Here is a 22,839-nt window from a genome sequence, read left to right on the forward strand (position 1 = left end):
GGTTAGTCCCCGCGTCTGATCGTGAACGGGTCGGCCAAGGGCCACCCGCCGGCGGCGAGGTTCGCTCGCACTCGATTGACGTCCTCGTCGCGGGGCAGTTCGTTGGTGACCTTGGTGATCGTGACGGAAATACCGGCCTTGTCGGCGGGCAGTTGACCGTCGGCGATGAGGGCGTCCATCACCGCCTGCACTTCCTCGTCGGACAGACGCCGAGTCAGGAGTGCAAGCAGGGGAACGTAATCCGCCTCGGGCACCCCGTCGGGATACCCGCCGCGAAGCCACCCGACGATCGAGTGGAGGAACGACGGCACCGCCATGGACTACAGGGCCGCCGGGTCTGCGAGCGGCCAGCCACCGGCGGCGAGGCGTGCCGAGACGCGGGAGATGTCCTCGTCCGTCGGCTCGGCGTCGATCTGATCACGGATGTACGTCGCGATCTCGTCGTGCGAGATCGCACCGTCCTCGAGGGCTCCGTTGGCGGGGGAGACCAGTTCGAGCACGATCTCCTGTACCTGGGTGTCGGTCAGCGCTGCGTGGCGCAGAAGAGCGACGAGTGGAAAGCGATCCTTGGGCGGAACGCCCTCGGGGTAACCGGCCCGGAGCCAGTCGAGCACCGATGCCGGGAAAGGGGTCTTCGTGGGGTCGGTCATAACGGACGAGTCCTTTCCTAGAAGACGGAGATGCCGAAGGTGGTGTCGAGGAAGTTCTTCATGATGAAGAGGATTCCGGCGACGATGGCGACGACGACGACGGCGAAGCAGACCACCGCTGCGGCAGTGGCCACCGCAGGACGAGCGACGCGAGTGGTGCCTGCGCCTGCAGTGTCGTCCGACGGTTCACCGACCGACAGTGCCTTGAGGCCGACAGCGAAGATCGCGGGCAGGCCTGCGCCGAGGAGCAGTCCCACGAGAACGACCTGCCAGAGCGAATCGAGTGTGTGCTTCAGGGTTTCCATGTGGCTTCAGACCTTCGCGGGAGAGTCGGAGTCGGTGGCGGCCGGGACGAGCCCGCCGTCCCACTCCGCGTTGACGTTGTTGGGGTCGACGGGCTCACGACGCGACCGGATGTACATGAAGGCTGCGAGTGCGACGAGGATGGCGAACACCACGAGGATGCCGGGCAGTCCGCCGATGGTGTGGGCGAGCAGCCAGCACACTGCGCCGACGACTCCGGCGAGCGGCAGGGTGATGACCCAGGCGACGGCCATGCGGCCTGCGACGTTCCAGCGCACTGCTGCGCCGGGCTTGCCGAGCCCCGATCCGAGGATCGAGCCGGTGGCGACCTGAGTGGTCGACAGCGGAAGGCCGAGGTGGCTGGAGGTCAGAATGATGGCTGCCGAGGAGGATTCGGCCGCCATGCCCTGTGGTGAGGCGATCTCGACCAGGCCCTTGCCCAGGGTGCGGATGACGCGCCAGCCGCCGAGGTACGTGCCGAGTGCGATCGCGAGTGCGCAGGTCACCTTGACCCACAGTGGCATCTCCGCGTCGGGAGAGACGGTGCCGTAGGCGACGAGGGCGAGAAAGATGACGCCCATCGTCTTCTGCGCGTCGTTGGTGCCGTGCGCGAGCGAGACGAGCGAGGCCGAACCGATCTGGCCCCAGCGGAATCCGCGCTCCTTGGACTTCTCGGGAACTGCGTTGGTGATGCGGTAGATGACCCAGGTTCCGACGGTGGCGACGAGGCCGGCGACTATCGGCGCGAGGACGGCGGGCAGCACGATCTTGCTCCAGACGCCGTCCCACACGACACCGCTGGTGCCGAGACCGGCCATCGTGGCACCGATCAAGCCGCCGAACAGCGCGTGCGAGGAGCTGGACGGGATGCCGAGCAACCAGGTGGCGAGGTTCCAGAGGATTCCGCCGACGAGGCCGGCGAAGATGATGGTCAGGAGGGCTTGGCCGCCGGTGTCGCCGAGGTTGACGATGCCTTTCGCAACGGTGGCTGCCACCTCGACGGACAGGAAGGCGCCGACCAGATTCAGGACGGCAGACAGGGTGACCGCAACTTTGGGCTTCAGTGCCCCCGTTGCGATCGACGTCGCCATGGCGTTGGCGGTGTCGTGGAAACCGTTGGTGAAGTCGAAGGCCAGTGCCGTGACGACCACCACGAGAAGGACGAGGAATTCAGCGCTCACGGTGAGAAGTGTGGGACACGAGCAGTGTTTCGTGGAAATTTCTTGCGAAGTGTTCTTCTTGGGCTCCTGGAAGTCGCGTCGTGTTCATTCTCCGTTCACTTTTTTGCCCTATATGTCCAATTCCACTATGGCGTGGCCCACGGCGGTCGTCGTCGTCGATCGAGTCGTTGTGGAACAGTGGAACACCGTGAAGGGATCGGGCATGGACGACGCGGTGTGGGCCGCTCTGTCGTACTTCGATTCGGTCGATCCCGCGCTCGCGGCCGACGCGCGTCTGGGGTGGGACGGTCTGGTCGAGGTGTCACCATCGGCGGGTCCCACGCAACATTCCGTGCAGACATTCCTCTGGGTGTACCTGAGGCACACCGCCGAGGGCCCCGACCGCGGCGTCGACATCGCTCGCGCGCTGGGGGAGTTGCTCGACCGACTCGGCCGCGTGGCCTACGCCGAGATCGCACGAAGTGCCGTCACCGAGCAACTCGTACGCGCGCCCGACGACGCGGCCTGGCTGCAGCAGTATCGAGCGGCCACCGAGCAGTCGGGTATCGGTGCCGTCGACACCGAACTGGTCACCTGGCAGGACACCCCGACCGGCATCGAGCGGTCCATCGTCGAAAAGATCGGCGAGACACTGGAAGTGGCGACCATCGCCGGCGAGTTCGAGCCGTCGAGGCCCGGTGGGCGACCGCTCGGTGTCAACGCCCAGGCCACGCGCCGACGTGGCGTCACCGATGCGGTGTTGACGTCCGATCGCGGCAAGGACGACTCCGAGGCCGTCCTGCTCGAGCAATTGCTCGACCATCGCATCGAACTGTGGAGCAGCTACAGCGCACCGCGGGCCGAGCTCTATCTGGGTTTGCGCGAGGCACTGCACGACGCCGCCCAGCCGGTGTACGGCTGTGTGCGTCGAGCGGAGAGCTTCATTGCGTGCATCGGCGACGGCGTGACGTTGACCGACGGCGGCTACCTACCGAACGATCTGGTCGCGCACATCGCGACGACGGTGTTTCTCCCGGCCGAGCGGCCCGTGACGATGGGTCGTGAACTGGACGTCGAGAAAGTTCTCATGCTCCGACGCCTCCTCATGCGGGTGCGCCTGTTGCGTCGTTCCGCCGGCCGGTTGGTTCCCACTGCCCGTACCAGGCAGCTGAGCTCCGACGGGCTGTGGCGGGTTCTCACCGGCGGCATCGTCGGCACGGAGTATCACCCGGACACCATCGCGGCCGAGGTCGTTCTCGCGCGCATGATCGTCGGTCACGACGTCGCCGACGTGGAGTCGACCGCCGACGATCTGGCGCGACTGTTGCGTGCCGAAGGATGGACTCATGCCGGCGAGCAGCCGGCTGCCGAGCACGCCGAGCCGCTGGCCAGGACCCTGGTGGCCGAGTTGAGCGCCCTCGGAACGTTCGAGTTGTCGCAGCCGGATCGCGGGTTCGGACCGGGGGCGGCCGGTTTCGTCGCGACCGACGAAGGCAAGCGGTTCGCCGCTGCGGTCCTGCGGCATCGCCTCCTGCATACGCGGTACCCGACGTTGTGACCACTCCGTGTTGGGCTATCGGTCGAAACTGCCGATCTCACACGGCTAAGCTCACTTGGATCCGGTTCCAGCACGGGCCCGGCTGTTCGTTGCGAGGAGATGCCGGTGGACGGTGAGGTCGCGGACACCGCGCGCTCCCAGTCTCGCCGTCAGAGCGACTCCGCTCGTCGATATCTCGATGTCGAGGCCACGACACCTGCCCTGTGTTCGACGGTCGAATTCGCGGCTCGCAGCGTCGGATTCGCCATCGCCCAGCTCAATGTCCTCGACGAGGACACCCAGTACACGCTGGTCAACATCGGTGGACCGCCGGTGTCGACCGTCTTGCGAGCCGACACACTGTGCGACGACGTGGTGCGTACCGGCGAGCCCGCGGTCGTCGCACACGGCCGCGTACACGCCACCACCCGGCAGCGCGCCATTCTCGACGACAACGGCATCGAGTCCTACGCTTCTGTTCCGTTGCGCGGGCGAGAAGGTCTGGTCATCGGCACGCTCTGCCTGCTCGATCGCACGTCGCGCTCGCTCTCGGGTGAGCAGATGCAGGAACTCGAACAGTTCGCCTCGGTGCTCGAGGAGCAACTCGATCTGCATCGCCGAGTCGGATCCGGTGTCATCCGGCTGGGCAGCGACAACGACATCGCCGACTCCATCGCCGACGGTCACATCGTCCCCTGGTTCCAGTCGATCGTGGATCTGCGGACGGAGGAGATCGTCGGCTTCGAAGCGTTGGCACGCTGGCACCACCCCACCCGCGGGATGGTGGTGCCCGCGGATTTCGTCCCGTTTGCCGAAGCCAGCGAGCTGATCATCGACGTCGACCTCAGTGTGCTCACCCAGGCTGCGGCCGAGATGAAAAAATGGCACGTCCACCGCCCCGACCTGCGGCTGACGGTCAACATCTCCGGACGCCACCTCGCCCATCCCGACGGCGTCAGCCAGCTGCAACGCGCCATCGCGTCCTCCGGGGTGTCGCCGTCGTCGATCTCGCTCGAGCTCACCGAAACCACTGCCGTCACACCGGGGCCGCTGCTGCGCAGGCACATCGACGACGTGCACCGGCTCGGCTTTCGGGTGTTGCTCGACGATTTCGGCTCCGGCTGGTCCTCACTCGAACGATTGGTGACGCTGCAGCCCGACGGCATCAAGATCGACGGGCACCTGACGCGATTCGTCGACACCGTGGCCGGGCGGGCGATGATCAGGTCCTTGGCAGGCGTGGCGAAGGACCTCGATCTGACGATGATCGTCGAAGGCATCGAAAGCCGCGAGCAGGCCGACGCGGCACTCGAGCTCGGTTGCACACTGGCACAGGGGTATCTGTGGTCGCGGCCGCAGTCGGCAACAGCGGTGCTACGCACGATCGCCGAGGGCCCGAAAGGCAGCTAGCGGTTGTCCTTTCGCAGAGGATGTTCCTGCGGGATCTGCACCAGCACGATGGGAATCCCGTCCGGATCCTCGATCCACATCTCGATCAGACCCCATGGCTCGGTTCTCGCTTCACGCACGATCTCGATACCGGCGGCGGTCAATTCCTCTGTGGCAGAAGCCACGTCACGAACCTGCAGCCACAGCGCACCGGAGAACGACCCGGACGCGTCACCTCGATGATGCGATGCGATCTCGAGCAATCCCTGGCCCGCGAAGAACACCGTGCCGCCGGGGTATTCGCGGAACACCGCGAGGGCGAGACCGTCTCGATAGAACTCGAGGGTCCTTCGGTAATCCGTCGGGCGCAGAATCGTCCGAGAAGCGAGAATGTCCACCCCGCATGGATAGCACGGATGGTCGGTCCCCGGGCTCCACTCACAGGACGCGCTTGACCACCCGATCACCGCCCGCAGCCTTGGCCTCGTACATCATCGAATCTGCCACCCGGGTGGCGCGCGTGACGATGTCGAAGTCCTGGTCCCATACCGCCGAATCCCAGTACACGATTGCGGCCCCGATGCTCACCGTCACCGAGACCGCGTCCGCCGGGTCTCGCAGCGCTTTGCGCACTCCGTGGATCAGCGCGTCGACGTGCAATCTCGACGTCGACACCACCGCGAGGTACTCCTCACCGCCTGTGCGGGCGAGCACTCCGTAGTCGCCGACATAGGCACCGAGCCGCTCGGCGATGCGCACGATGACGGCGTCTCCCTCCTCGTGCCCGAATTCGTCGTTGACGGCTTTGAAGCGGTCGATGTCGACCACCAAGACCGCCAAACACCGGTTCTCTTCGCGTCCCAGCACCCGCACGTCGTCCACCGACGCATCGAGACCGCGGCGATTGAGCAGGCCGGTCAGCGGATCTATCAACGAACTGCGGGCGTCGTCGGTCAGCACGCTCACGAGCAGGTGGGATGTGAGCGGCACACCCGCGATCGCGAGCAGCACCACGTCGGTCCGAAAGATCAGCGAGGCGATGCCCACCTCGCCCGTGTGGTGGGTCACGGCAGCGGCAGCCACCGTGCACGCCGTCGCGAAGACCAGGTGAGCCACCAGCCAGCGCGAGCTGAGGAAGAAGGTGAAGAAGGTGCCGATCACCGCGAACAGTGCGCAGGTGAGAATCGCGTCCGCTACCGGGTTGATCAACAATGTCGATGCCGTTCCCAGATCGGCGAACACCGCGAAGGCCACCACGCCGAGGTGACCGGGGAACGGCCTGGTGACCCACGCTGCACCGACAGCCACGACCGCGACGACCAGGAAAGCCTTCCACCCCAGTGCCACGGCGCTCCGGGAGGCGTCCGCAGAGAAGAGTGAGATCACTGCCAGTGCGCCGAAGTTGAGCGTCAGGAACGCCAGGACCCATCGGATGAGCCTGCCCGTGGGCCGCGAGTTCTGGAAGTCCGCCATCCAGCGGTAGTCGAAGGGCCGAGTGAACCAGGCGCGCACCGCACCCGAAGCGCCCACAGCACCGCCGTCACGACGATGCTGCGGCTGTGGATCCACGCGGGTCAGAAATATCGGGGGAACGGCGACCAATCGGGCTCGCGCTTGTCCAGGAAGGCGTCGCGCCCCTCCACGGCCTCGTCGGTCATATAGGCCAGTCGGGTCGCTTCACCGGCGAACAGTTGCTGGCCCACCAGGCCGTCGTCCTGCAAATTGAAGGCGTACTTCAACATTCGTTGGGCCTGCGGCGATTTCGCGTTGATCTTCGCGGCCCACTCGATGGCCGTGTTCTCGAGTTCGGCGTGATCGACCACTTTGTTCACTGCGCCCATCCGGTGCATCTCCTCGGCCGAGTACGTCTCGCCGAGAAAGAATATCTCTCGGGCGAACTTCTGACCGACCATCTTGGCCAGATATGCGCTGCCGTAACCACCGTCGAAGCTGCCGACGTCTGCGTCGGTCTGCTTGAATCGCGCATGCTCGCGGCTTGCCAGCGTCAGATCGCACACCACGTGCAGGCTGTGACCGCCGCCCGCTGCCCACCCGTTGACCAGACAGATGACCACCTTGGGCATGAACCGAATCAGGCGTTGCACCTCGAGGATGTGCAGGCGTCCGGCGCGAGCTCTGTCGACGGTATCGGCGGTTTCGCCGTCCGCGTACTGGTAGCCGCTGCGGCCGCGAATGCGCTGATCGCCACCGGAACAGAACGCCCAGCCGCCGTCCTTGCTGCTCGGTCCGTTGCCGGTGAGCAACACGGTTCCCACATCGGAGCTCACTCGAGCGTGTTCGAGTGCGCGGTAGAGCTCGTCGACGGTGTGCGGCCGGAAAGCGTTGCGAATCTCCGGTCGGTCGAACGCCACTCGCACGGTCGCGTCGGACACGTGGCGGTGATACGTGATGTCGGTCAGATCCTCGAAGCCGGGAACGGGGCGCCACAGTGCGGGAGTGAAGGTCACGGGCGCCAGCTTAACGGTGGCCGGGGCCTCGGTCCGGGCCGACCGGTCGGTGCAGCTAGCGTGCAGTCATGACCGATCCGATCGAGCTCGACCGAGATTCCGACCCCGAATACGACCACCACGGGGGCTTCCCGCGCTTCGTACCGGCGAAGGTGGGGCCCGAGTACGGGCAGCTGCTCGAGGCGCTGCGCACGGTGCAGGACCTTGCGGTGTCCACCTCGTTGCCGGCCGAGGTGACCGAGGCAGCTGCGGACAAGGCCAGGGAACTGATCGAGCTGTTGACTCCACACGTGGTGGCCGAGGGTCGCCAGACCGCAGGGCGCGTTCCTCGGCTGCCCGGTCGTGGCTCACTGCTGTTGCTGCCGTGGATCATCGAGAAGATCGACGCCGAGGGCGTGCGCAGCAGAGGCATGTTCCGTCGCTTCCATCTCGGTGGCAACTCCGCCGCGCACGGCGGCACACTGCCGCTGCTGTTCGACGACCTGTTCGGCCTGATCCAACACGCCTACGGCAGGCCCATCAGCCGGACGGCGTACCTGCACATCAACTACCGCAAGGTGACGCCGCTGAACACCGAGCTGGTCGTCGAGGGGGCGGTGGATCGGGTCGAGGGACGCAAGACGTTCATCAACGCTCGGCTCACGGATCTGGACGGCAACCTGTTGGCCGACTGCGAGGCGTTGATGGTGCAGTTGCTCCCGGGGCAGCAGTGATCCCCCCGATCGACGATGTGCTCGACGGTGCACATGTGCTCTCGATGCCGATGCGGACCAAGTTTCGCGGCATCACCACCCGCGAGGTGATGCTCGTTCACGGACCGGCCGGATGGGGTGAGTTCTCGCCGTTCCCCGAATACGACGACGTCGAGTCCGCTCCGTGGTTGGCGTCGGCGATCGAAGCCGCGTGGGACGGACCGCCGAGCCCGCTGCGTCGACGCATCCCGGTGAACGCGACGGTTCCCGCGGTGTCGGCCTCGGACGTGGCGTCCGTGTTGAGCCGGTTTCCTGGGGCCGAGACCGCCAAAGTGAAGGTGGCCGAGAAGGGGCAGACCCTCGCCGACGACGTCGCCCGGGTGCGCGCGGTCCGTGAACTGGTTCCGCGGGTTCGCGTCGATGCCAACGGCGGCTGGACCGTCGACGAGGCGGTTGCTGCGCTGAAGGCTCTGACCGCCGACGGTCCCCTCGAGTACGCCGAGCAGCCGTGCGCGTCGGTGCCCGAGTTGGTCGAAGTTCGGCGTCGGTCTCCGGGGGTGCGAGTGGCCGCCGACGAGAGCATTCGCCGAGCCGAGGACCCGATGAAGGTCGTTCGCGCAGGCGGAGCCGACATCGCGGTGCTCAAAGTCGCGCCTCTCGGCGGGATGCGGGCACTGCTCGAACTGGCAGGCGAGCTGGGGGAGTACGGGGTGCCGGTGGTGGTGTCGAGCGCGCTCGATTCGGCGGTCGGCATCTCGTCGGGGCTGGCCGCGGCCGCGGCGCTGCCGCATCTCGAATTCGCCTGTGGACTGGGAACGGGTGCATTGTTCGTCCGAGATGTCGCCCCGGCACTGGAAGTGGTCGACGGAACGTACCCGGCCGAGACCGCCGAACCCGACCCGCAGGCGCTGATCGAGCTCGATGCCGACGCCGATCGCACGCAGTGGTGGATCGAACGGGTTCGGCGCTGCCACGCCCTTCTGCGGTAGTCTTGCGCGCGGTCCGCGTTGGGCCGTAGACACATCTGGGAGGAAACTCGAAGTGGTTGCTGCACTCAAGGATTCACTGCTCGACGAGTCGAAGGCCGACGCTCTGCGCGCCGATGTCCTGGCACTGATCGACGCCGAGGTCGCGGACAAGAAGGGCGCGAGCGGCCTCGCGGTCAAGGGAGGATACGGCGCAGTGAAGAAGGTCGGGCCGTCGTACATCGACAGCGCGGTCTCGGCTCTGTGGCCCGATTTCGTGGACAAGCTCGACCCGTTCTGGCAGTCGTACAACGCAGCCCCGCAGGGCACGTTCGGTCAGTACCTCGTCGCCAACGGTGACGCCGCGTCCGACGCGCTGCTCTCGGTCACCGATGCGCGCATCGAGGAGACCGACAAGTCCGTCGTCAAGAAGTTCTACGGCAGCCTGCGTGGCTCGGCGAAGAAGAACGTCACCGAGGCGCTGCCGCGCGTGGGTGACCTGGTCGCCAAGCACGCCTGAGCGGCTTCGCCGCATGTGAGTGGAAATTCGTAGCAGGCTACGAATTTCCGTTCACATGCGCGTAGCGCTCAATCGCTCCCAATCGGCCTCGGTCTGATCGGCGTACAGCCGCGCGAAGCGGCACAGCGCGACGTCGAGCTCATCGGAATCGCCCGTGTATCCCGCGATCATCGACGCGCCGCTCGTGCGCGCATGTCCCTTGGCCAGTAGCCGGCCCACCACCCGTGCGTAGTCGACCAGAGCCGGCGCGTCGATCGACGACAGATCGATCGTGCCCTTCATGTTGCGAAATTGCCGCACGTAGTACTGCCGGCCGGCGATGGTGGTCCACCCCAGCAGCGGATCGCTGACGGTCTGCAAATCCTGCTGATATTCGACGACGCGTTGCCCCTGGTGATCGTGCCAGGCCGATTCTCCGTGCACGTAGGGCGCGAGCACCGACCGTCTGGCCTGCTTGAGCTGCAGAAACACCACATCGTCCTCGCTGGTGCCCTCGAGTAGCGCCACGTACGCCCGCAGCCCGACACTGCCGACGCCGACGACGCGATGCGCCACGTCGATCAGCGTGTATCCCCCGAGCACCCGACGCCAATGCGGGGTGAGCGTGAGCAGATATTCGTCCAGCCCGACGGCGAGGAGCTCTTCGTCCTTCGCCGAGATGCGCGTGGTGATCGGCGGCTCCTCGACGATCCTGCGCTTGCCCTCGTGCTCCTCGGTGAAGCGCGGCAACACACGGTCACTGGTGCGTCGACGCGCCTTCTTGGTGGCGCGTTTGATCTCCTTGCGCAACGACCCCGCAGTGGCGTCGCGCTGCAGCTTCTCCGCCGTCAGGCGTTGGAACGATCGCGACATCAGCGGCTCGTCCGCCAGCCTGGCCACCTCGATCCGATACGAGGACACACAGGCGGCGACGGCATCGCGGCACTGATCCTCGCTGCGTCCGTTCTGCCGCCCGGCCACCCAGATGCTCGCGGCGAGGCGTCGGAGATCCCATTCCCAGGCTCCGGGGTGTGCCTCGTCGAAGTCGTTGAGGTCGATCACGAGATCGCGCTCCGGCGATGCGTAGAACCCGAAGTTGCCGAGGTGAGCGTCGCCGCTGATCACCGGATTGATCCCGGTCGAGGGCAGCATCGCCACGTCCCGAGCCATGACGATGGCCGTGCCGCGCAGAAAGCCGTAGGGAGACTCGACCATTCGCTCGAGGCGGGTGGGGATCAGCCATTCGATGCGGCCCTGGTGCGAGTAGTCGATCTGCTTGACCGGGTCGGGTCGGTCCGGTGGCGCTGCCCAGTCGCCGAGGGACGCGATCGGTACCTTCTCGCGCAACCGTCGACCCAGCTCGTAGCGTTCGGCGCGGGGGAGGGGACGGGCGCGCAACGAGGCATACGACGCGCCGTCGACCTGTGGAGAGTCGGTGACGACGGTGTGACCTTTTCCGGAGCCGGACATGTGAGATCACACTAATCGAGCACTACGGGGCGGCTTTACCGAACTTCCAGTATCCGGTGAAGCTGATGTTGGACTTGGGCACTGCGCGATCGTTCACCAAATATCTGCGCAGTCCTGTCGCCAACCCTTGTTCGCCCGCCACGTAGACGAACGGGGCCCTCTCGGGAAGCTCGGCCTTCTGTACGGCGGCGAGTGCGGCGTCACCGGGCTTGGCATGCGGATGGGGGCGTACCACCCAGTGCAGCGCGACACCCGGCGGCACCTCCTGGGGCTGGATATCGGCCTCGGACGCCACCTCGATGAAGGCGACGGCCCGTAGATCCTCCGGTGACGATCGCAGAATTCCGAGAACAGCCGGAGCTGCACTCTCGTCGCCGACGACCAGCTGCCACGAGGCTTCGGTGGACGGGTTGTAGATGCGCCCTTCGTCGAAGATCGCGACGCGGTCGCCTGGAGCGGCCTTCTGGGCCCACGCCGACGCCGGACCCGCATGACCGTCGTGTTCGGTACCGTTTTCATGGGTCGTTCCGCGGGCTCCACTCCCGTGCACCACGAAGTCGACGTCCATTTCCGGACCGTCTCCGTGCACACCGTGGCCCGCAGACCGGAAGTTGCGGATGGTGTAGTTCCGGACGACCGGCTTGGTGTCCTTGGAGAAGGTCAGGTACTGCGCGTACCACAGCAGCGAGGTTGCGCTCGGTATACGCGGTTCGGTCTGGCCCGGTTGCGGAAGGAACAGGCGAAACCAGTGGTCGTAGCCCATGTATCGGAAGGTCGAGAGCGAGTCGCCGCCCAGGGTGACTCGAACGAAGCCGGGACTGATCGACTCGGCTGCCAGAACGCGCAGACGGTAGAACGCCGGATGCTCGGGTTTGAGATATTTCGCCATTCCCGAGAGGTTAGTACACCCTAAGTCGCAATGGTTGTGCGTCGATCCTCGCAAACCGCCCTCTGCGACGCCCGAGCGGCGCACAATCGAGGACGGCAGATCCTGGTCGGGACGAGTCCGAGAGTCGAGAATTCGATGAAGACGCAAGGTCGATTGTTCAGCGTTGCCCTGATGTGTTCCGCTGCGACGGCGATGAGCCCGGCCATCGCCGTTGCCGCCGTAGACCCGATCGGCGCGATTGCGCAGTCGGGAAATCGCGTCACCGTTTCCGTCGGAAACGGAGAGGAGGACGTGCGTTGCGCGGCCAACGCGAAGCAGGGGTCGGAGGACCGCGCCTATTCGGCTGTGGAGACGGTCCCTGTGTACGGCACTGCGACACTGACATTCGAGCTTGCGCTCGCCGGCGAGTACACCGTCTCGTGGGAGTGCTACCGGGATGCGACGTACGGAGCAGGATCCGCGACGGTCACCATCGCTCAGGATCTTCCTCGGGTGAGTGTTCTCGGACCCTTCGAGTTCTCGACCGGCTCGGCCGAGATCTTTGCCTCCGGGGTGCCAACCGCGCGACTGACGCAGGTCGGCCGCGACGTCACCTGGCGTGCGATCGCAGGCGACATCGATGTCCGTTGCCGCAGTCGAGTGTTCGACGGAACCGACCTCGTGACACAGACGCAGACCTACATCGTGCCCGCGCATGTGGCGGTGAATCTGACCGTCGTCGTTCCGGAAGACGGTGAGTACACCACCGACTGGACCTGCTTCACCCCGACGGCCACGTGGGGCAACGAAGCGTCTGCGGTACCCATCTCGGTTCCCGGAAATGTGGTCCCGCAGTTCGGCTCCAGCTGAGAATCGAACCCGAAGCCCGCAGTGCGGCAGCAGTAGTCGAACCGTTGCCGTGGTTCAGGTGTCGAGAGGCCGACACTGGTTCGCCCCGAGGGCGATCGTGGGCGATTCCGGTCTGTTCGCCCGGTCCGAACGGACCTCGAATGGTTGAATTCCCGCAATTGAGGGAGTGTCGGTATTTAGTCATTCGTAGGGAAATCGAACACTACCGAAATCGAGCCGATTCCATTGTCGAAATATGGCCACAATTGTGTTCCAGCGGCGCACACTGAGGTCGGAACATCCTGGTCGGGACGAGTCCGCGAACCGAGTATTCGATGAAGAACATTCTTCGATCGTTCTCCGCTTCCCCGGCGTTCACTGCTGCCTTTGTGTCGGACCCCGGCTCGATTCCTTGTTCGAGGCAAAAGATTCCCTCTCGCCACCGCCACCACGATGTGCAGTCGAGGGGGTGAGTGCGTTCGGGTCGTGCCAGTTCAGCGCGACGCAACTCGTGCTGAGTCGATTGCAGCAATGAAGCTGGAGAACAGGTCATGAGGAAAGAAGTCGCAACAATCGCCATCGCCGCGGCAGCCGTGGTGGGGACGGCTCCGCTGGCCACGGCGGCACCGGTTCCGGAAGACCGTCCCTCGGTCTCCGACGTGGTGGACGAACCACTGCTGAAAGCGAAGTCCACTCTTCGCGGCGAGGGCCACACGGTGACGACCCGTTACGTGGGGGAGGGAGCGTGCAACACCTTCCGGCAGGTGGTCACGAGTCAGTCCAAGGTCTGGATCGTCGGTCTCGACCCGCACTGGGTCGTCCGTCTGAAGACGGACTGCGAGTGACATCGCGCAATGGCAAGGACAATCAGGAAAGGGTGAGTAATTGCAACTGAAAACTAAATTGTCTATTCGAAGAATGGCCTCGAATACGACCGAAGTACTTCCCTGGGGTCCGGTGCGAGCGAGACTCGAATTCGTTTCCCATCGCGTGCTGCCCAATGCCATTCTGTCGGCCGAGGTTCATTCCGGTCTGTCTCGTCGATAGCGCTGGACGACTTTCGCTCCCACCGGCACCGCGAACAGCATCATGAATACTCGGATCACCTGCGCAGCCACGACGAAGGTCACATTCGCTCCGGTCGAGGCGGCGATCGCCAGTACCGCGTACACCCCGCCAGGGGTCGTCGCGAGGTAGCCCTCGTATCCGCTCGTCCCCGTCGCCGATGCCAACCACAATCCGAGCATCGCGCAGCCGACCGTGACGGCGATGATCAACATCAGCGATGCGGGCAGAACGCGCGAGATCGACTTCAGGCTGGAGACAGTGAAGCGCAGACCGGCCTGCCAGCCGATCACGATGTAGGCCGCCCACAGCAGCAGCGTCGGGACGGACGCGCCGAACGACACCCCGAGCACATCGGCGAGCGTGGCCATGATGAGCGGGCCGAGCAATGCGGGGGCAGGCAGCCGGATCGCCCGCGCGAGCACCACCCCGACGACGCCGCAGATCAGGACGAAGGCGAGATCGATCCAGAGCGCCTCGTGCACGTCGGCGGTGACCGTCGATTGTCCGGGCTGGGCTCGAAACACCAGCGTCGCGACCAGCGGCAACGTGGTGGTCACCAACACGACGCGGAGGTACTGCACCACCGCCACGACCCGTTCGTCGCCGCCGAGCTCCTGCGTGATCGCCACCAGTCCCGATGCGCCGCCTGCGACGAGGGCCAGGGCGCCGGTCAGCGAATCGACGTCTTTGCGTAGGCCGAGCAGCGCACCGGCGGCAATGGACAGCACCAGGGTGCCGATGCACGCCAACAGAACCGGCAGCCAGGTATCGCCCAGTGAGCTCAGGGTCTCGCGCTGCACCAGTGTCCCGATCTCGACGCCGAGTATCGCCTGCGCCGCCATCCCGAGCCGGCGCGGCAGCGGTGCTCTTTCGGTGCCGGTCGTCGGTGCCCATCCGGCAAGTGCGAACACGATGGCCACCAGCAGCGCGACGAACAACGCAGCCGACGGCACACCGAGTGCATCGGCTCCGACCGTCAGTGCGACCGTGACGAGAACCAGCAGCAGCCAGCGAATCAAGAAGGTCGCTCGATCTCGCGAACTTCGGGCGGCAGTCCCCATTCGGTACGACCCAGCCGACTCAGCGGGGCGATGGCGTCGAACTCGGGCAGGCCGTCCTCGGCCAGATATTCGGGACGCACCGACAGGGCGACGACGGTGCCCATGACGACGAAGCAGTTGCCCACCTCGACGACGCGATGCAGCCTCGCCTCGATGGCGATGGGTGCGGCTGCCACCCGGGGCGGCGTCACGATCGCGCTGGGTTCGCTCTCGATTCCGACGGCCTCGAACTCGCTGACGTCGTGATCGAAGCTCGCCGAGCTGTCGTTGACCTGATCGACCAACGGTGCTGTCGCCAGATTGACGACGAACTCGCCGGTGGCCTCGATGTTGCGAAGACTGTCCTTGCGGCTCACCGAGGTGAACTGGACTACCGGCGGCTCCACCGACGAGACCGTGAAGAAGCTGTACGGCGCGAGGTTCGCCACACCGTCGGCGGAGACCGTCGAGATCCATGCGATCGGCCTGGGGACCACCGACGCGGTCAGTAGCTGGTAGAAGCGGCGGGGGGAGACCTCATCGGGCCGGAAGACTGTACGCACGTCTCAATACTGTCAAAGCCCGGTTGCGGCGGCTGACCGGAGCATCTGACACTCTGGAAACTGTGAATCCGTCCACCGCCCAGGCCACTGCAGTCGTCGACGAACTGGCGCGCAGCGGGATCGAAGACGTCGTGCTCTGTCCCGGGTCGCGCAACGCCCCGTTGGCCTTCGCTCTGCAGGAAGCCGACCTGGCGGGACGGCTGCGGCTGCACATGCGCATCGACGAGCGGACGGCCGGCTTTCTCGCCATCGGCCTGAGCTTGGGCAGTGGCCAGCCCGTGCCGGTGGTGATGACCTCGGGTACTGCGGTGGCCAATCTGGGGCCCGCAGTCCTCGAGGCGAACTACGCCCGCATTCCGCTGATCGTCATCAGCGCCAACCGGCCCTACGAGATGCTCGGCACCGGTGCGAATCAGACCATCGAGCAGCTCGGTCTGTTCGGATCTCAGGTACGCGCGACCATCAGCCTCGGGCTCGCCGAGGAAGGTCCCAAGCAGAACAGTCAGTGGCGCAGCGCCGTCTCGCGCGTCATCGCGGCGGCGCGCGGTGCGCGCTCGGGGAACGCCGGGCCCGTGCATTTCGACATTCCGCTGAGGGAACCCCTGGTTCCCACCCTCGGCGATCCAGGGTCGCGTCCCGAAGGCCGGCCCGGCGGGCGGCCGTGGACCTCGACCACGCAGGCGACTCTCGACGTTCCCGTGGAACTGGATCTGACGATCGACACCGTGGTCGTCTCCGGTCACGGTGGCGCTGTGCGTCCGGAGCTGGCCGGGCTACCCACCGTCGCCGAGCCGACCGCGCCCCTGCACGGAATCCCGTTGCATCCGTTGGCTCTGGCGCAGTTGAAGCCGCGCCAGGCCGTCATCACCGGTCGGCCGACTCTGCATCGACAGGTCTCGACGTTGTTGGCCGACCCTGCGGTCGATGTCATTGCACTCACCACCGGACCTCGGTGGCCCGACGTCTCCGGCAACGTCCTGGCCACCGGCACTCGCGCCGTGACCACCGGTTCGCCCGACGAAGCCTGGATCGCTCGCTGCGCGGCTCTGTCGGAGCGAGCCGAAAAGGCTGTGCACGAGCAACTTCGAGAACACCCCAAGCCGACGGGGCTGCACGTGGCCGCCACGGTCATGTCGTCTCTACGGTCCGGAGATCAGCTGGTGCTCGGGGCATCCAACCCCGTGCGCGACGCGGCCCTGGTCTCGACTCCGGTCCCGGGCGTGAAAGTTCTCTCGAACCGCGGCGTGGCGGGCATCGACGGCACCGTGTCGACGGCCATCGGTGCGGCAATGGCCGGAAAGCGCCGCACCGTGGCACTTCTGGGAGATCTGACGTTCCTGCACGATGCGGCGGGACTGCTGATCGGCACCGGCGAGCCGCGTCCGGACGACCTGACGATCGTGGTTGCCAACGATGACGGTGGCGGGATTTTCGAGCTCCTCGAACAGGGTGACCCGCAGTATGCCGGTGTGTTCGAGCGTGTGTTCGGGACTCCGCACGGGATGGACCTCGGCGCGCTGTGCGGGGCCTATCGCGTCGAGCATCGGCTGGTGAATCCAACCGATCTGGCAACCGAACTCACCGGCCACGCCACGGGAATCAGAGTGCTGGAAGTGACCACCGAGCGATCGGGATTGCGGGACCTTCACGCGGCAATCCGCGCCCGACTGTAGAGAAGGCGTGTGTACGTGCCCGACCGAATATTCGCTGTGAAGGGAAGCCTGTGACGGGTGCATTCGAGGTACTGGTGGACGATGACCGTACTCAGCTCGAGGCGTTCATCGAGGACTACCGGATCGCGATCGAGGCAACCCTCGATGGTGTCACCGAGGAGCAGGCGCGGGAACGCTTGGTCCCTTCGGCCACAACGCTTCTCGGGCTGCTCAAGCATGTGACGTGGATGCAGCGAGTGTGGTTCGAGGAATGCATCGGGGGCGGGTCGAGGGTTGAGCTCGGCCTGGTTCGCAGTCCTGCGGAGTCCTTCGTGGTCGATGACGACGACACCATCGTCGGTGTCGTCGCGGCCCACAGACAGGCCTGCGCAACTGCTCGAGCGGTGGTAGTCGACGTGCCACTCGATGCCGTCGTAACGGGTCATCGCAGCGGGCCTCGTACGGTGCACTGGGTGTATCTTCAGGTGCTGAGGGAATTGGCCCACCACTGCGGCCATGCCGACATCCTGCGTGAGCAGTTACTCGCAGCCTGACCCGAAATTCCTCCACGCACACACGGCAGCGGACCGAGCGTCTCTCAGTTCTTCTGCGCGGCAACCCATTCCAGGGTTTCGCCCGTTTCCTGATCGATCATGTCCTTGATCATCTTGTTGATCAGGTCTTCGATCTTGCCGCCGACGAGTGGAATCTTCACCGTCGATTCGCCCGTGACGATCAGTTTCGCGCCGGTGCCGTCGGGTCGAAGCGACAGTGTGCCGTTCACCTTCGCGGGCAGGCCGGTTGTTCCGCCGATCAGCGTTCCCTCTGCATGGTCGCCCTCCAGCGCACCCCAGTGGTCGGTGCGGGAGACGATCAGCTTGCCCTTGATGACCTTCGTGACGAAGCCGGGGAGCTCGGAGGTGCCGACCTCTTCGGTGATGTCGACCGTCAGCCCGCCGTCGTCGTGCTTGGTCATCTCGTACCCGTCCGTCTTCTTCGCCTTGGCGAAGCGGGCCGCCCACTGGGCCTCGCTGGTCAGTGCTGCGTGCACGTCAGCGGGAGGATAGGAGGATTCGACGGTGAATTCGAAGCTGCGAGACATGAGTGCAGACGCTACCCGAGCCGAGGCGAATCGGCTGCGAAGTAACCTGTCGAGGTGACCGACACAGCCCGAGGCAGCAGAACGCTGCGCAGAACCCGGCTGGTAGTGCTCGTGGTCGCCGTGTCCATCTCCGTTCTGGCCGTACTGCTGGTGGTCGGAGCCTGGCGAAACGACGTCACGATCGACTCCGACAAGGGCACCGCCACTGCCGAGGTGCTTTCCGCCGGAAAATTGCGCTCGGCCGTCAGCTTCATCACCCCGGACGGTGTGACGCACAACCCGGCGCTCGGCGTGCTGTACCCCACCAACCTCATCGCCGGCCAACGCATCGAGGTCGAGTACTACAAGGCAGACCCGGACGTCGAACTGGTGCGTGTCGCCGGCCGCGACGCTACTGTCGCGATCGTTCCGGCCGGGTCGGTCATCGTCGTCACATGGTTGATTGCCGGGCCTGTGTTGTTCTGGCTTCGTCGAAAGGATACGAAGAATGCGTAACGCCAAGCACTTCGGCCTTGCCGCTCTCGGTTCGGTGGCCGGATTCGCATTGGTGAATTTCGGCAACATCGCGTCGTCGATCGTCGTGATGGTGCTTGCCGTGGTGTTCCTACTCGTTCTGACGACGCCGGTGCTGTATCCCCGGTCCCTGTCCGACGACGCCTCGCGCAACCAGGCGACCGAGAATTCGGTGCCGTTGGTCTACTGGCGTCCGGGATGCATCTTCTGTCTTCGTCTCCGAGTGGCGCTGTTACTGCGTGGGAGGAAGGCAGTGTGGACGAGCATCCGCCAGGATCCGGCTGCGGCGGCAAGAGTGCGGTCGGTCAACGACGGCAACGAAACGGTTCCGACGGTGTTCGCGGGCTCCGAACACCGCACCAACCCGAATCCGTCATGGGTGCTCGCGCAATTCGTGTGACGTTGGCCCACACGTAACGCTGTCCACATCTGGTCGACGGCGAGGCCACCCACACTGAGGATCGTGCGAGTAGCCATCGTTGCGGAATCGTTCTTACCCAACATGAACGGCGTCACCCACTCGGTGATCCGTGTCCTCGAACACCTCGACAAGACCGGGCACGAGGCCATCGTGGTCGCGCCAGACAATCCGTCCGGCCCGAAGGCCGCAACGTGGCACGACGACGTTCCTGTGCACCGGGTGCCGTCCGTCATGGTTCCGAAGGTGAGCTCGTTGCCCGTCGGTGTGCCGGGGCTCGGGATGGTGTCGGCGCTGCGCGCGTTCGCCCCCGACGTCGTCCATCTGGCGTCGCCGTTCCTGCTCGGGGCAGGCGGCCTGGCCGCCGCCAACCGATTGGACGTGCCTGCTGTTGCCGTCTATCAGACCGATGTCGCGGGTTTCGCCGCCAGTTACGGTCTGGGCCTGACGTCCAAGGCTGCTTGGCGCTGGACCAGGAGACTGCACCGCGGCGCGGCCCGAACCCTGGCACCGTCGACCTCGGCCGTCGACGCGTTGGAGCTGCACGGAATTCCGCGCGTGCACCGGTGGGCCAGGGGAGTGGACGCCGTTCGGTTCGCGCCCTCTGCCAAGTCGCAGACGCTCCGAAGCCAGTGGGGAGCCGGCGACAAACTGATAGTCGGCTTCGTCGGAAGGCTCGCCCCCGAGAAGCACGTCGAGCGGCTTTCCGTCCTGGCCACGGACCCGTCGATCCAGCTGGTGATCGTCGGCGGCGGACCCGACACGGCAGCACTGCAGGCGCTGATGCCGAACGCCATCTTCACCGGCCAACTCGGCGGAGCCGAGCTCGCGCAGGCCTACGCCAGCTTCGACATCTTCGTGCACCCGGGTGAACACGAAACCTTCTGCCAGGCAGTTCAGGAGGCACTCGCCAGCGGCGTGCCCGTCATCGGGCCCGATGCCGGCGGCCCGCGCGATCTGGTCTCGCACTGCCGCAACGGCTACCTGCTGCCGGTGGACAAGTTCACCGAATTGCTGCCCAGCGCCGTCGGAGCCCTCGCCGAACCCACCACCCAGGCGCGCTTCGGCGACGCCGCCCGCAAGTCGGTACTGCACCGCACCTGGCCGGCCATCTGCGACGAGCTGATTACGCATTACTACGACGTGCAAGGCATCACAGCGCCGCGGGTGCAGAAGATTGCTTGAGTAGTCTGGACCTCGTGGCCCAGACATCACGCGCAACCCTGGCAAAAGAGCCCCACGAGGTGGCGTCGATGTTCGACGGCGTCGCCCGCCGCTACGACATCACCAACACGGTTCTGTCGTTCGGGCAGGACCGCAGTTGGCGCAAGCTCACTCGTCGAGCGTTGGCTCTCGAAGCCGGCGAGCGGGTACTCGACCTCGCCGCAGGCACCGGTGTCTCCACCGTCGAACTCGGTCGAAGCGGGGCGTGGTGTGTGGCCACCGACTTCTCCAAGGGCATGTTGCAGGCAGGACTGCAGCGCGGAGTTCCGATGGTCGCAGGTGACGCGATGGCCCTGCCCTATGCCGATGCCAGCTTCGATGCCGCCACCATCTCGTTCGGTCTCCGGAACGTCTCGGACTTCGATGCCGGACTGCGCGAGATCGCCCGAGTCACCAAACCTGGTGGCCGTCTTGTGGTTTCGGAGTTCTCCACCCCGGTGTTCGGCCCGTTCCGCACCGTGTACATGGAGTACTTGATGAAGGCGCTACCGAAAGTCGCTCGCGCCGTGAGCAGTAACCCCGATGCGTACGTTTACCTCGCCGAGTCCATCCGTGCCTGGCCCACGCAGGAACAGTTGGCACAGCGCATCGCCGACGCCGGCTGGACCGACGTGCAGTGGCGAAACCTCACCGGCGGAATCGTCGCGCTGCACAAGGCAACTCGGCCGTAACGCTGCTGCTCGGTTACGGTTTCTCTGTGTTCGACACGACCAACTGCACTGCGGGAGGTATGGCCTTTCCCGGTCCGGCAGGAGTGGCCCGGTGCACGTGAAGTTCGATCATGCGGACGTCGTCGGTCCACAGTTCCCATGCGCCCCCGCGGGTGTGGCGAACCTCCATGGACGAGAGCCAGTGCTCGACGACGGACCGGATCGAATCGGCCAACGCGATCGCCTTCGAGTCCAGATCTGTGTTGACCATCAGGCCGACGGAGAACTCCGCGTCGGCACGCCCGGAATACACCCGCCACATGTAGTCGGACGGCGGGAACTGCCACTTGGTGTCGAGACAGCTTCCGTCACCGTCTATCGGCTCCGGCCTCCAGCCGAGGCGTTGCAACTCGGCAGTGGCTTCGTCCATCCGATCGACGAACCCGTATCGGAGAGCAAGATCGACCACGGCCAATGCGGCATCGGTGTTCACAGCGACGTCACGAAAACGGCGGTCGCGAATCGATTTTCAGTGACCCGGTTCCCGATGCCCGCCAGGTACGGGCGACGAGGTCACTGTCGGCCTCGGTGATCAGGTTGCCCATGCAGCGGACGGCGACTTTCATCAGTGCCCGCGAGCGCATGCCCACCGGTCCCGCCGCGGGCAGGAATCTCGGCACGGTCAACAGGCCGGCGAGGCGTCGCGCGATGGAGAAGGCCTGTCCGTAGTGCTCGCGCAGCAGGGTTGGCCAGGCGTCGGTGAGGTCGGGGTAATCGAGCAGGTCGACAACCAGGCGGCCGCCCTCGAGGCCGTAGTCGATGCCTTCGCCATTGAGCGGGTTCACACACGCTGCGGCGTCGCCGATGATGGCCCAGTTGGTGCCCGCCACTCCCGAGACCGCACCACCCATCGGCAGCAACGCCGATGCCACCGAGCGCAGTTCGCCTGTGAGCGCCCATTCCGGACGCCGCTGCTGGGTGTAGAGGTCGAGCAGCGGGCGCAAGGCCCCGGGTGCGGGTTTTTTGGCCGTGGCCAGGGTTCCGACGCCGATGTTGATGTTCCCGTCGTTCAGCGGGAAGACCCAGCCGTACCCGGGCTGCAGAGTGCCTGCGGCATCACGCAATTCGAGGTGCGAGCTGATCCACTCGTCGTCGCTGCGTCCCGAGGTGATGTATGCACGAGCTGCGACGCCGAATGCGGTGTCCCGATGCCACTGCCGCCCGAGTTGCTTGCCCAGGGTGGAGCGGACGCCGTCGGCGACGATCAGTGTGCGGCAGGAGATCTCGTGCGATCCGGAGGCGGTCTGCAGGGTCACCGAGCGGACCGTGTTCCCGTCACGAGTGACGGCAACGGCCTTGGCTCCCTCGGCCATGACGGCCCCGGATTCGACGGCAACCGCGCGAATTCGGTCGTCCAATTCGGTTCGGGGAACTGCACTTCCGACGGTCGGCAGGGATGTGCTCGGCCACTCGAGCTCCAGTTCCTGGCCGAATCCGCTCAAACGCAGACCGCGATTGCGCGCCTTGCCGCGCACCCATTCACCCAGGCCGAGCTGATCGAGTTCGGCGACTGCGCGAGGCGTCAGGCCATCGCCGCACGTCTTGTCGCGGGGAAAGACTGCGGCGTCGACCAGGACGACGTCGCGGCCGGATCGCGCTGCCCATGCCGCTGCCGACGATCCTGCGGGGCCCGCGCCCACGACCAGTACGTCGGTCGAGGTGGGTGGGGTGGGGAGGGGAGTGCTCACGCGTTCCAGTA

At 65.7% G+C, this 22,839-nt stretch carries 27 protein-coding genes; 13 read left to right on the forward strand and 14 right to left on the reverse strand.

Going from position 1 to position 22,839, the window contains the following annotated elements; all coding sequences use genetic code 11:
- Positions 1-2: 2 nt before the first annotated feature.
- Genes CH275_RS29675 through CH275_RS25390 form a run of 4 tightly spaced genes read right to left on the reverse strand, consistent with a single transcriptional unit; the run spans position 3 to position 2,134 of the window.
- On the reverse strand, positions 3-317 hold the full coding sequence (locus CH275_RS29675; protein WP_179276340.1) for a DUF3349 domain-containing protein: 315 nt from the start codon (positions 315-317) through the stop codon (positions 3-5).
- A 3-nt stretch (positions 318-320) separates the two neighbouring features.
- Entirely contained in the window at positions 321-650 is a 330-nt protein-coding gene (locus CH275_RS29680; RefSeq protein WP_179276341.1) for a DUF3349 domain-containing protein, read from the reverse strand.
- A gap of 17 nt (positions 651-667) precedes the next feature.
- Entirely contained in the window at positions 668-955 is a 288-nt protein-coding gene (locus CH275_RS25385) for a hypothetical protein (protein WP_094680894.1), read from the reverse strand.
- 6 nt (positions 956-961) lie between these two features.
- Complete coding sequence (locus CH275_RS25390; RefSeq protein ID WP_094680895.1) at positions 962-2,134, reverse strand: inorganic phosphate transporter; 1,173 nt, start codon at positions 2,132-2,134, stop codon at positions 962-964.
- A gap of 127 nt (positions 2,135-2,261) precedes the next feature.
- Between CH275_RS25390 and CH275_RS25395 the strand changes: the two genes are divergently transcribed.
- Entirely contained in the window at positions 2,262-3,671 is a 1,410-nt protein-coding gene (locus CH275_RS25395) for a hypothetical protein (RefSeq protein ID WP_256991211.1), read from the forward strand.
- A gap of 105 nt (positions 3,672-3,776) precedes the next feature.
- On the forward strand, positions 3,777-5,060 hold the full coding sequence (locus CH275_RS25400; RefSeq protein ID WP_256991212.1) for a sensor domain-containing phosphodiesterase: 1,284 nt from the start codon (positions 3,777-3,779) through the stop codon (positions 5,058-5,060).
- Here CH275_RS25400 and CH275_RS25405 read toward each other — a convergent pair.
- The 3 genes from CH275_RS25405 to CH275_RS25415 are packed head-to-tail and all read right to left on the reverse strand — an operon-like array spanning position 5,057 to position 7,507.
- Complete coding sequence (locus CH275_RS25405) at positions 5,057-5,437, reverse strand: VOC family protein (RefSeq protein ID WP_094680897.1); 381 nt, start codon at positions 5,435-5,437, stop codon at positions 5,057-5,059. The genes CH275_RS25400 and CH275_RS25405 overlap by 4 nt on opposite strands.
- Positions 5,438-5,477: 40 nt before the next feature.
- Positions 5,478-6,608: a GGDEF domain-containing protein gene (locus CH275_RS25410; RefSeq protein WP_256991213.1), complete on the reverse strand. Its 1,131-nt coding sequence runs from the start codon at positions 6,606-6,608 to the stop codon at positions 5,478-5,480.
- A 5-nt stretch (positions 6,609-6,613) separates the two neighbouring features.
- The gene (locus CH275_RS25415) at positions 6,614-7,507 is read right to left on the reverse strand and encodes a 1,4-dihydroxy-2-naphthoyl-CoA synthase (protein ID WP_094680898.1); all 894 of its coding nucleotides are present in this window, start codon (positions 7,505-7,507) and stop codon (positions 6,614-6,616) included.
- A 68-nt stretch (positions 7,508-7,575) separates the two neighbouring features.
- On the opposite strand from CH275_RS25415, the gene CH275_RS30205 reads away from it, so the two are divergent.
- The 3 genes from CH275_RS30205 to CH275_RS25430 are packed head-to-tail and all read left to right on the forward strand — an operon-like array spanning position 7,576 to position 9,684.
- Positions 7,576-8,220, forward strand: a complete 645-nt coding sequence (locus tag CH275_RS30205) for a PaaI family thioesterase (protein WP_094680899.1) — start codon at positions 7,576-7,578, stop codon at positions 8,218-8,220.
- 44 nt (positions 8,221-8,264) lie between these two features.
- Entirely contained in the window at positions 8,265-9,188 is a 924-nt protein-coding gene (locus tag CH275_RS30210; RefSeq protein ID WP_373453747.1) for an o-succinylbenzoate synthase, read from the forward strand.
- 52 nt (positions 9,189-9,240) lie between these two features.
- Positions 9,241-9,684, forward strand: a complete 444-nt coding sequence (locus CH275_RS25430) for a DUF6918 family protein (protein WP_094680901.1) — start codon at positions 9,241-9,243, stop codon at positions 9,682-9,684.
- A 51-nt stretch (positions 9,685-9,735) separates the two neighbouring features.
- Here CH275_RS25430 and CH275_RS25435 read toward each other — a convergent pair whose 3' ends face one another.
- Positions 9,736-11,133: a DUF2252 domain-containing protein gene (locus tag CH275_RS25435; protein WP_094680902.1), complete on the reverse strand. Its 1,398-nt coding sequence runs from the start codon at positions 11,131-11,133 to the stop codon at positions 9,736-9,738.
- 22 nt (positions 11,134-11,155) lie between these two features.
- Positions 11,156-12,022 (reverse strand): siderophore-interacting protein, encoded by an 867-nt coding sequence (locus CH275_RS25440; RefSeq protein WP_094680903.1) that lies wholly within the window; start codon positions 12,020-12,022, stop codon positions 11,156-11,158.
- 135 nt (positions 12,023-12,157) lie between these two features.
- Here CH275_RS25440 and CH275_RS25445 point away from each other — a divergent pair, with 135 nt between their 5' ends.
- Together CH275_RS25445 and CH275_RS25450 are read left to right on the forward strand one after the other, a co-directional pair.
- Positions 12,158-12,871: a hypothetical protein gene (locus CH275_RS25445; protein WP_143546873.1), complete on the forward strand. Its 714-nt coding sequence runs from the start codon at positions 12,158-12,160 to the stop codon at positions 12,869-12,871.
- Between the two features lie 530 nt (positions 12,872-13,401).
- Positions 13,402-13,695 carry a hypothetical protein gene (locus CH275_RS25450; protein ID WP_094680905.1) on the forward strand — a complete coding sequence of 98 codons (294 nt, stop codon included), beginning with the start codon at positions 13,402-13,404 and terminating at the stop codon, positions 13,693-13,695.
- A 177-nt stretch (positions 13,696-13,872) separates the two neighbouring features.
- Here CH275_RS25450 and CH275_RS25455 read toward each other — a convergent pair whose 3' ends face one another.
- On the reverse strand, positions 13,873-14,937 hold the full coding sequence (locus CH275_RS25455; RefSeq protein ID WP_094680906.1) for an AbrB family transcriptional regulator: 1,065 nt from the start codon (positions 14,935-14,937) through the stop codon (positions 13,873-13,875).
- On the reverse strand, positions 14,934-15,521 hold the full coding sequence (locus tag CH275_RS25460) for a flavin reductase family protein (RefSeq protein ID WP_094680907.1): 588 nt from the start codon (positions 15,519-15,521) through the stop codon (positions 14,934-14,936). Before CH275_RS25460 ends, CH275_RS25455 begins: the two co-directional genes overlap by 4 nt.
- 62 nt (positions 15,522-15,583) lie before the next feature.
- Here CH275_RS25460 and menD point away from each other — a divergent pair, with 62 nt between their 5' ends.
- Positions 15,584-17,194, forward strand: a complete 1,611-nt coding sequence (gene menD, locus CH275_RS25465; protein ID WP_094680908.1) for a 2-succinyl-5-enolpyruvyl-6-hydroxy-3-cyclohexene-1-carboxylic-acid synthase — start codon at positions 15,584-15,586, stop codon at positions 17,192-17,194.
- Positions 17,195-17,244: 50 nt separating this feature from the next.
- On the forward strand, positions 17,245-17,727 hold the full coding sequence (locus tag CH275_RS25470; protein WP_094680909.1) for a DinB family protein: 483 nt from the start codon (positions 17,245-17,247) through the stop codon (positions 17,725-17,727).
- Positions 17,728-17,771: 44 nt separating this feature from the next.
- Here the strand turns inward: CH275_RS25470 and CH275_RS25475 are convergent, their stop codons facing one another.
- Positions 17,772-18,275 carry a DUF2505 domain-containing protein gene (locus CH275_RS25475; protein ID WP_094680910.1) on the reverse strand — a complete coding sequence of 168 codons (504 nt, stop codon included), beginning with the start codon at positions 18,273-18,275 and terminating at the stop codon, positions 17,772-17,774.
- Positions 18,276-18,329: 54 nt separating this feature from the next.
- Here CH275_RS25475 and CH275_RS25480 point away from each other — a divergent pair, with 54 nt between their 5' ends.
- The 4 genes from CH275_RS25480 to CH275_RS25495 all read left to right on the forward strand — a co-directional run bounded on the left by CH275_RS25480 (position 18,330) and on the right by CH275_RS25495 (position 21,101).
- The gene (locus tag CH275_RS25480; protein WP_094680911.1) at positions 18,330-18,770 is read left to right on the forward strand and encodes a DUF3592 domain-containing protein; all 441 of its coding nucleotides are present in this window, start codon (positions 18,330-18,332) and stop codon (positions 18,768-18,770) included.
- Positions 18,763-19,188 (forward strand): glutaredoxin domain-containing protein, encoded by a 426-nt coding sequence (locus tag CH275_RS25485; RefSeq protein ID WP_094680912.1) that lies wholly within the window; start codon positions 18,763-18,765, stop codon positions 19,186-19,188. Before CH275_RS25480 ends, CH275_RS25485 begins: the two co-directional genes overlap by 8 nt.
- Positions 19,189-19,251: 63 nt before the next feature.
- Positions 19,252-20,391 carry a glycosyltransferase family 4 protein gene (locus CH275_RS25490; RefSeq protein ID WP_179276343.1) on the forward strand — a complete coding sequence of 380 codons (1,140 nt, stop codon included), beginning with the start codon at positions 19,252-19,254 and terminating at the stop codon, positions 20,389-20,391.
- Between the two features lie 14 nt (positions 20,392-20,405).
- Entirely contained in the window at positions 20,406-21,101 is a 696-nt protein-coding gene (locus CH275_RS25495; RefSeq protein WP_094680914.1) for a demethylmenaquinone methyltransferase, read from the forward strand.
- A gap of 13 nt (positions 21,102-21,114) precedes the next feature.
- Here the strand turns inward: CH275_RS25495 and CH275_RS25500 are convergent, their stop codons facing one another.
- Both CH275_RS25500 and CH275_RS25505 read right to left on the reverse strand, forming a co-directional pair.
- Positions 21,115-21,573: a hypothetical protein gene (locus tag CH275_RS25500; RefSeq protein ID WP_094680915.1), complete on the reverse strand. Its 459-nt coding sequence runs from the start codon at positions 21,571-21,573 to the stop codon at positions 21,115-21,117.
- A 7-nt stretch (positions 21,574-21,580) separates the two neighbouring features.
- The gene (locus CH275_RS25505; protein ID WP_094681140.1) at positions 21,581-22,828 is read right to left on the reverse strand and encodes a geranylgeranyl reductase family protein; all 1,248 of its coding nucleotides are present in this window, start codon (positions 22,826-22,828) and stop codon (positions 21,581-21,583) included.
- Positions 22,829-22,839: the final 11 nt, after the last annotated feature.

The sequence above is a fragment of the Rhodococcus sp. 06-235-1A genome (genome assembly GCF_002258785.1).
Classification (GTDB): Bacteria; Actinomycetota; Actinomycetes; order Mycobacteriales; family Mycobacteriaceae; genus Rhodococcoides.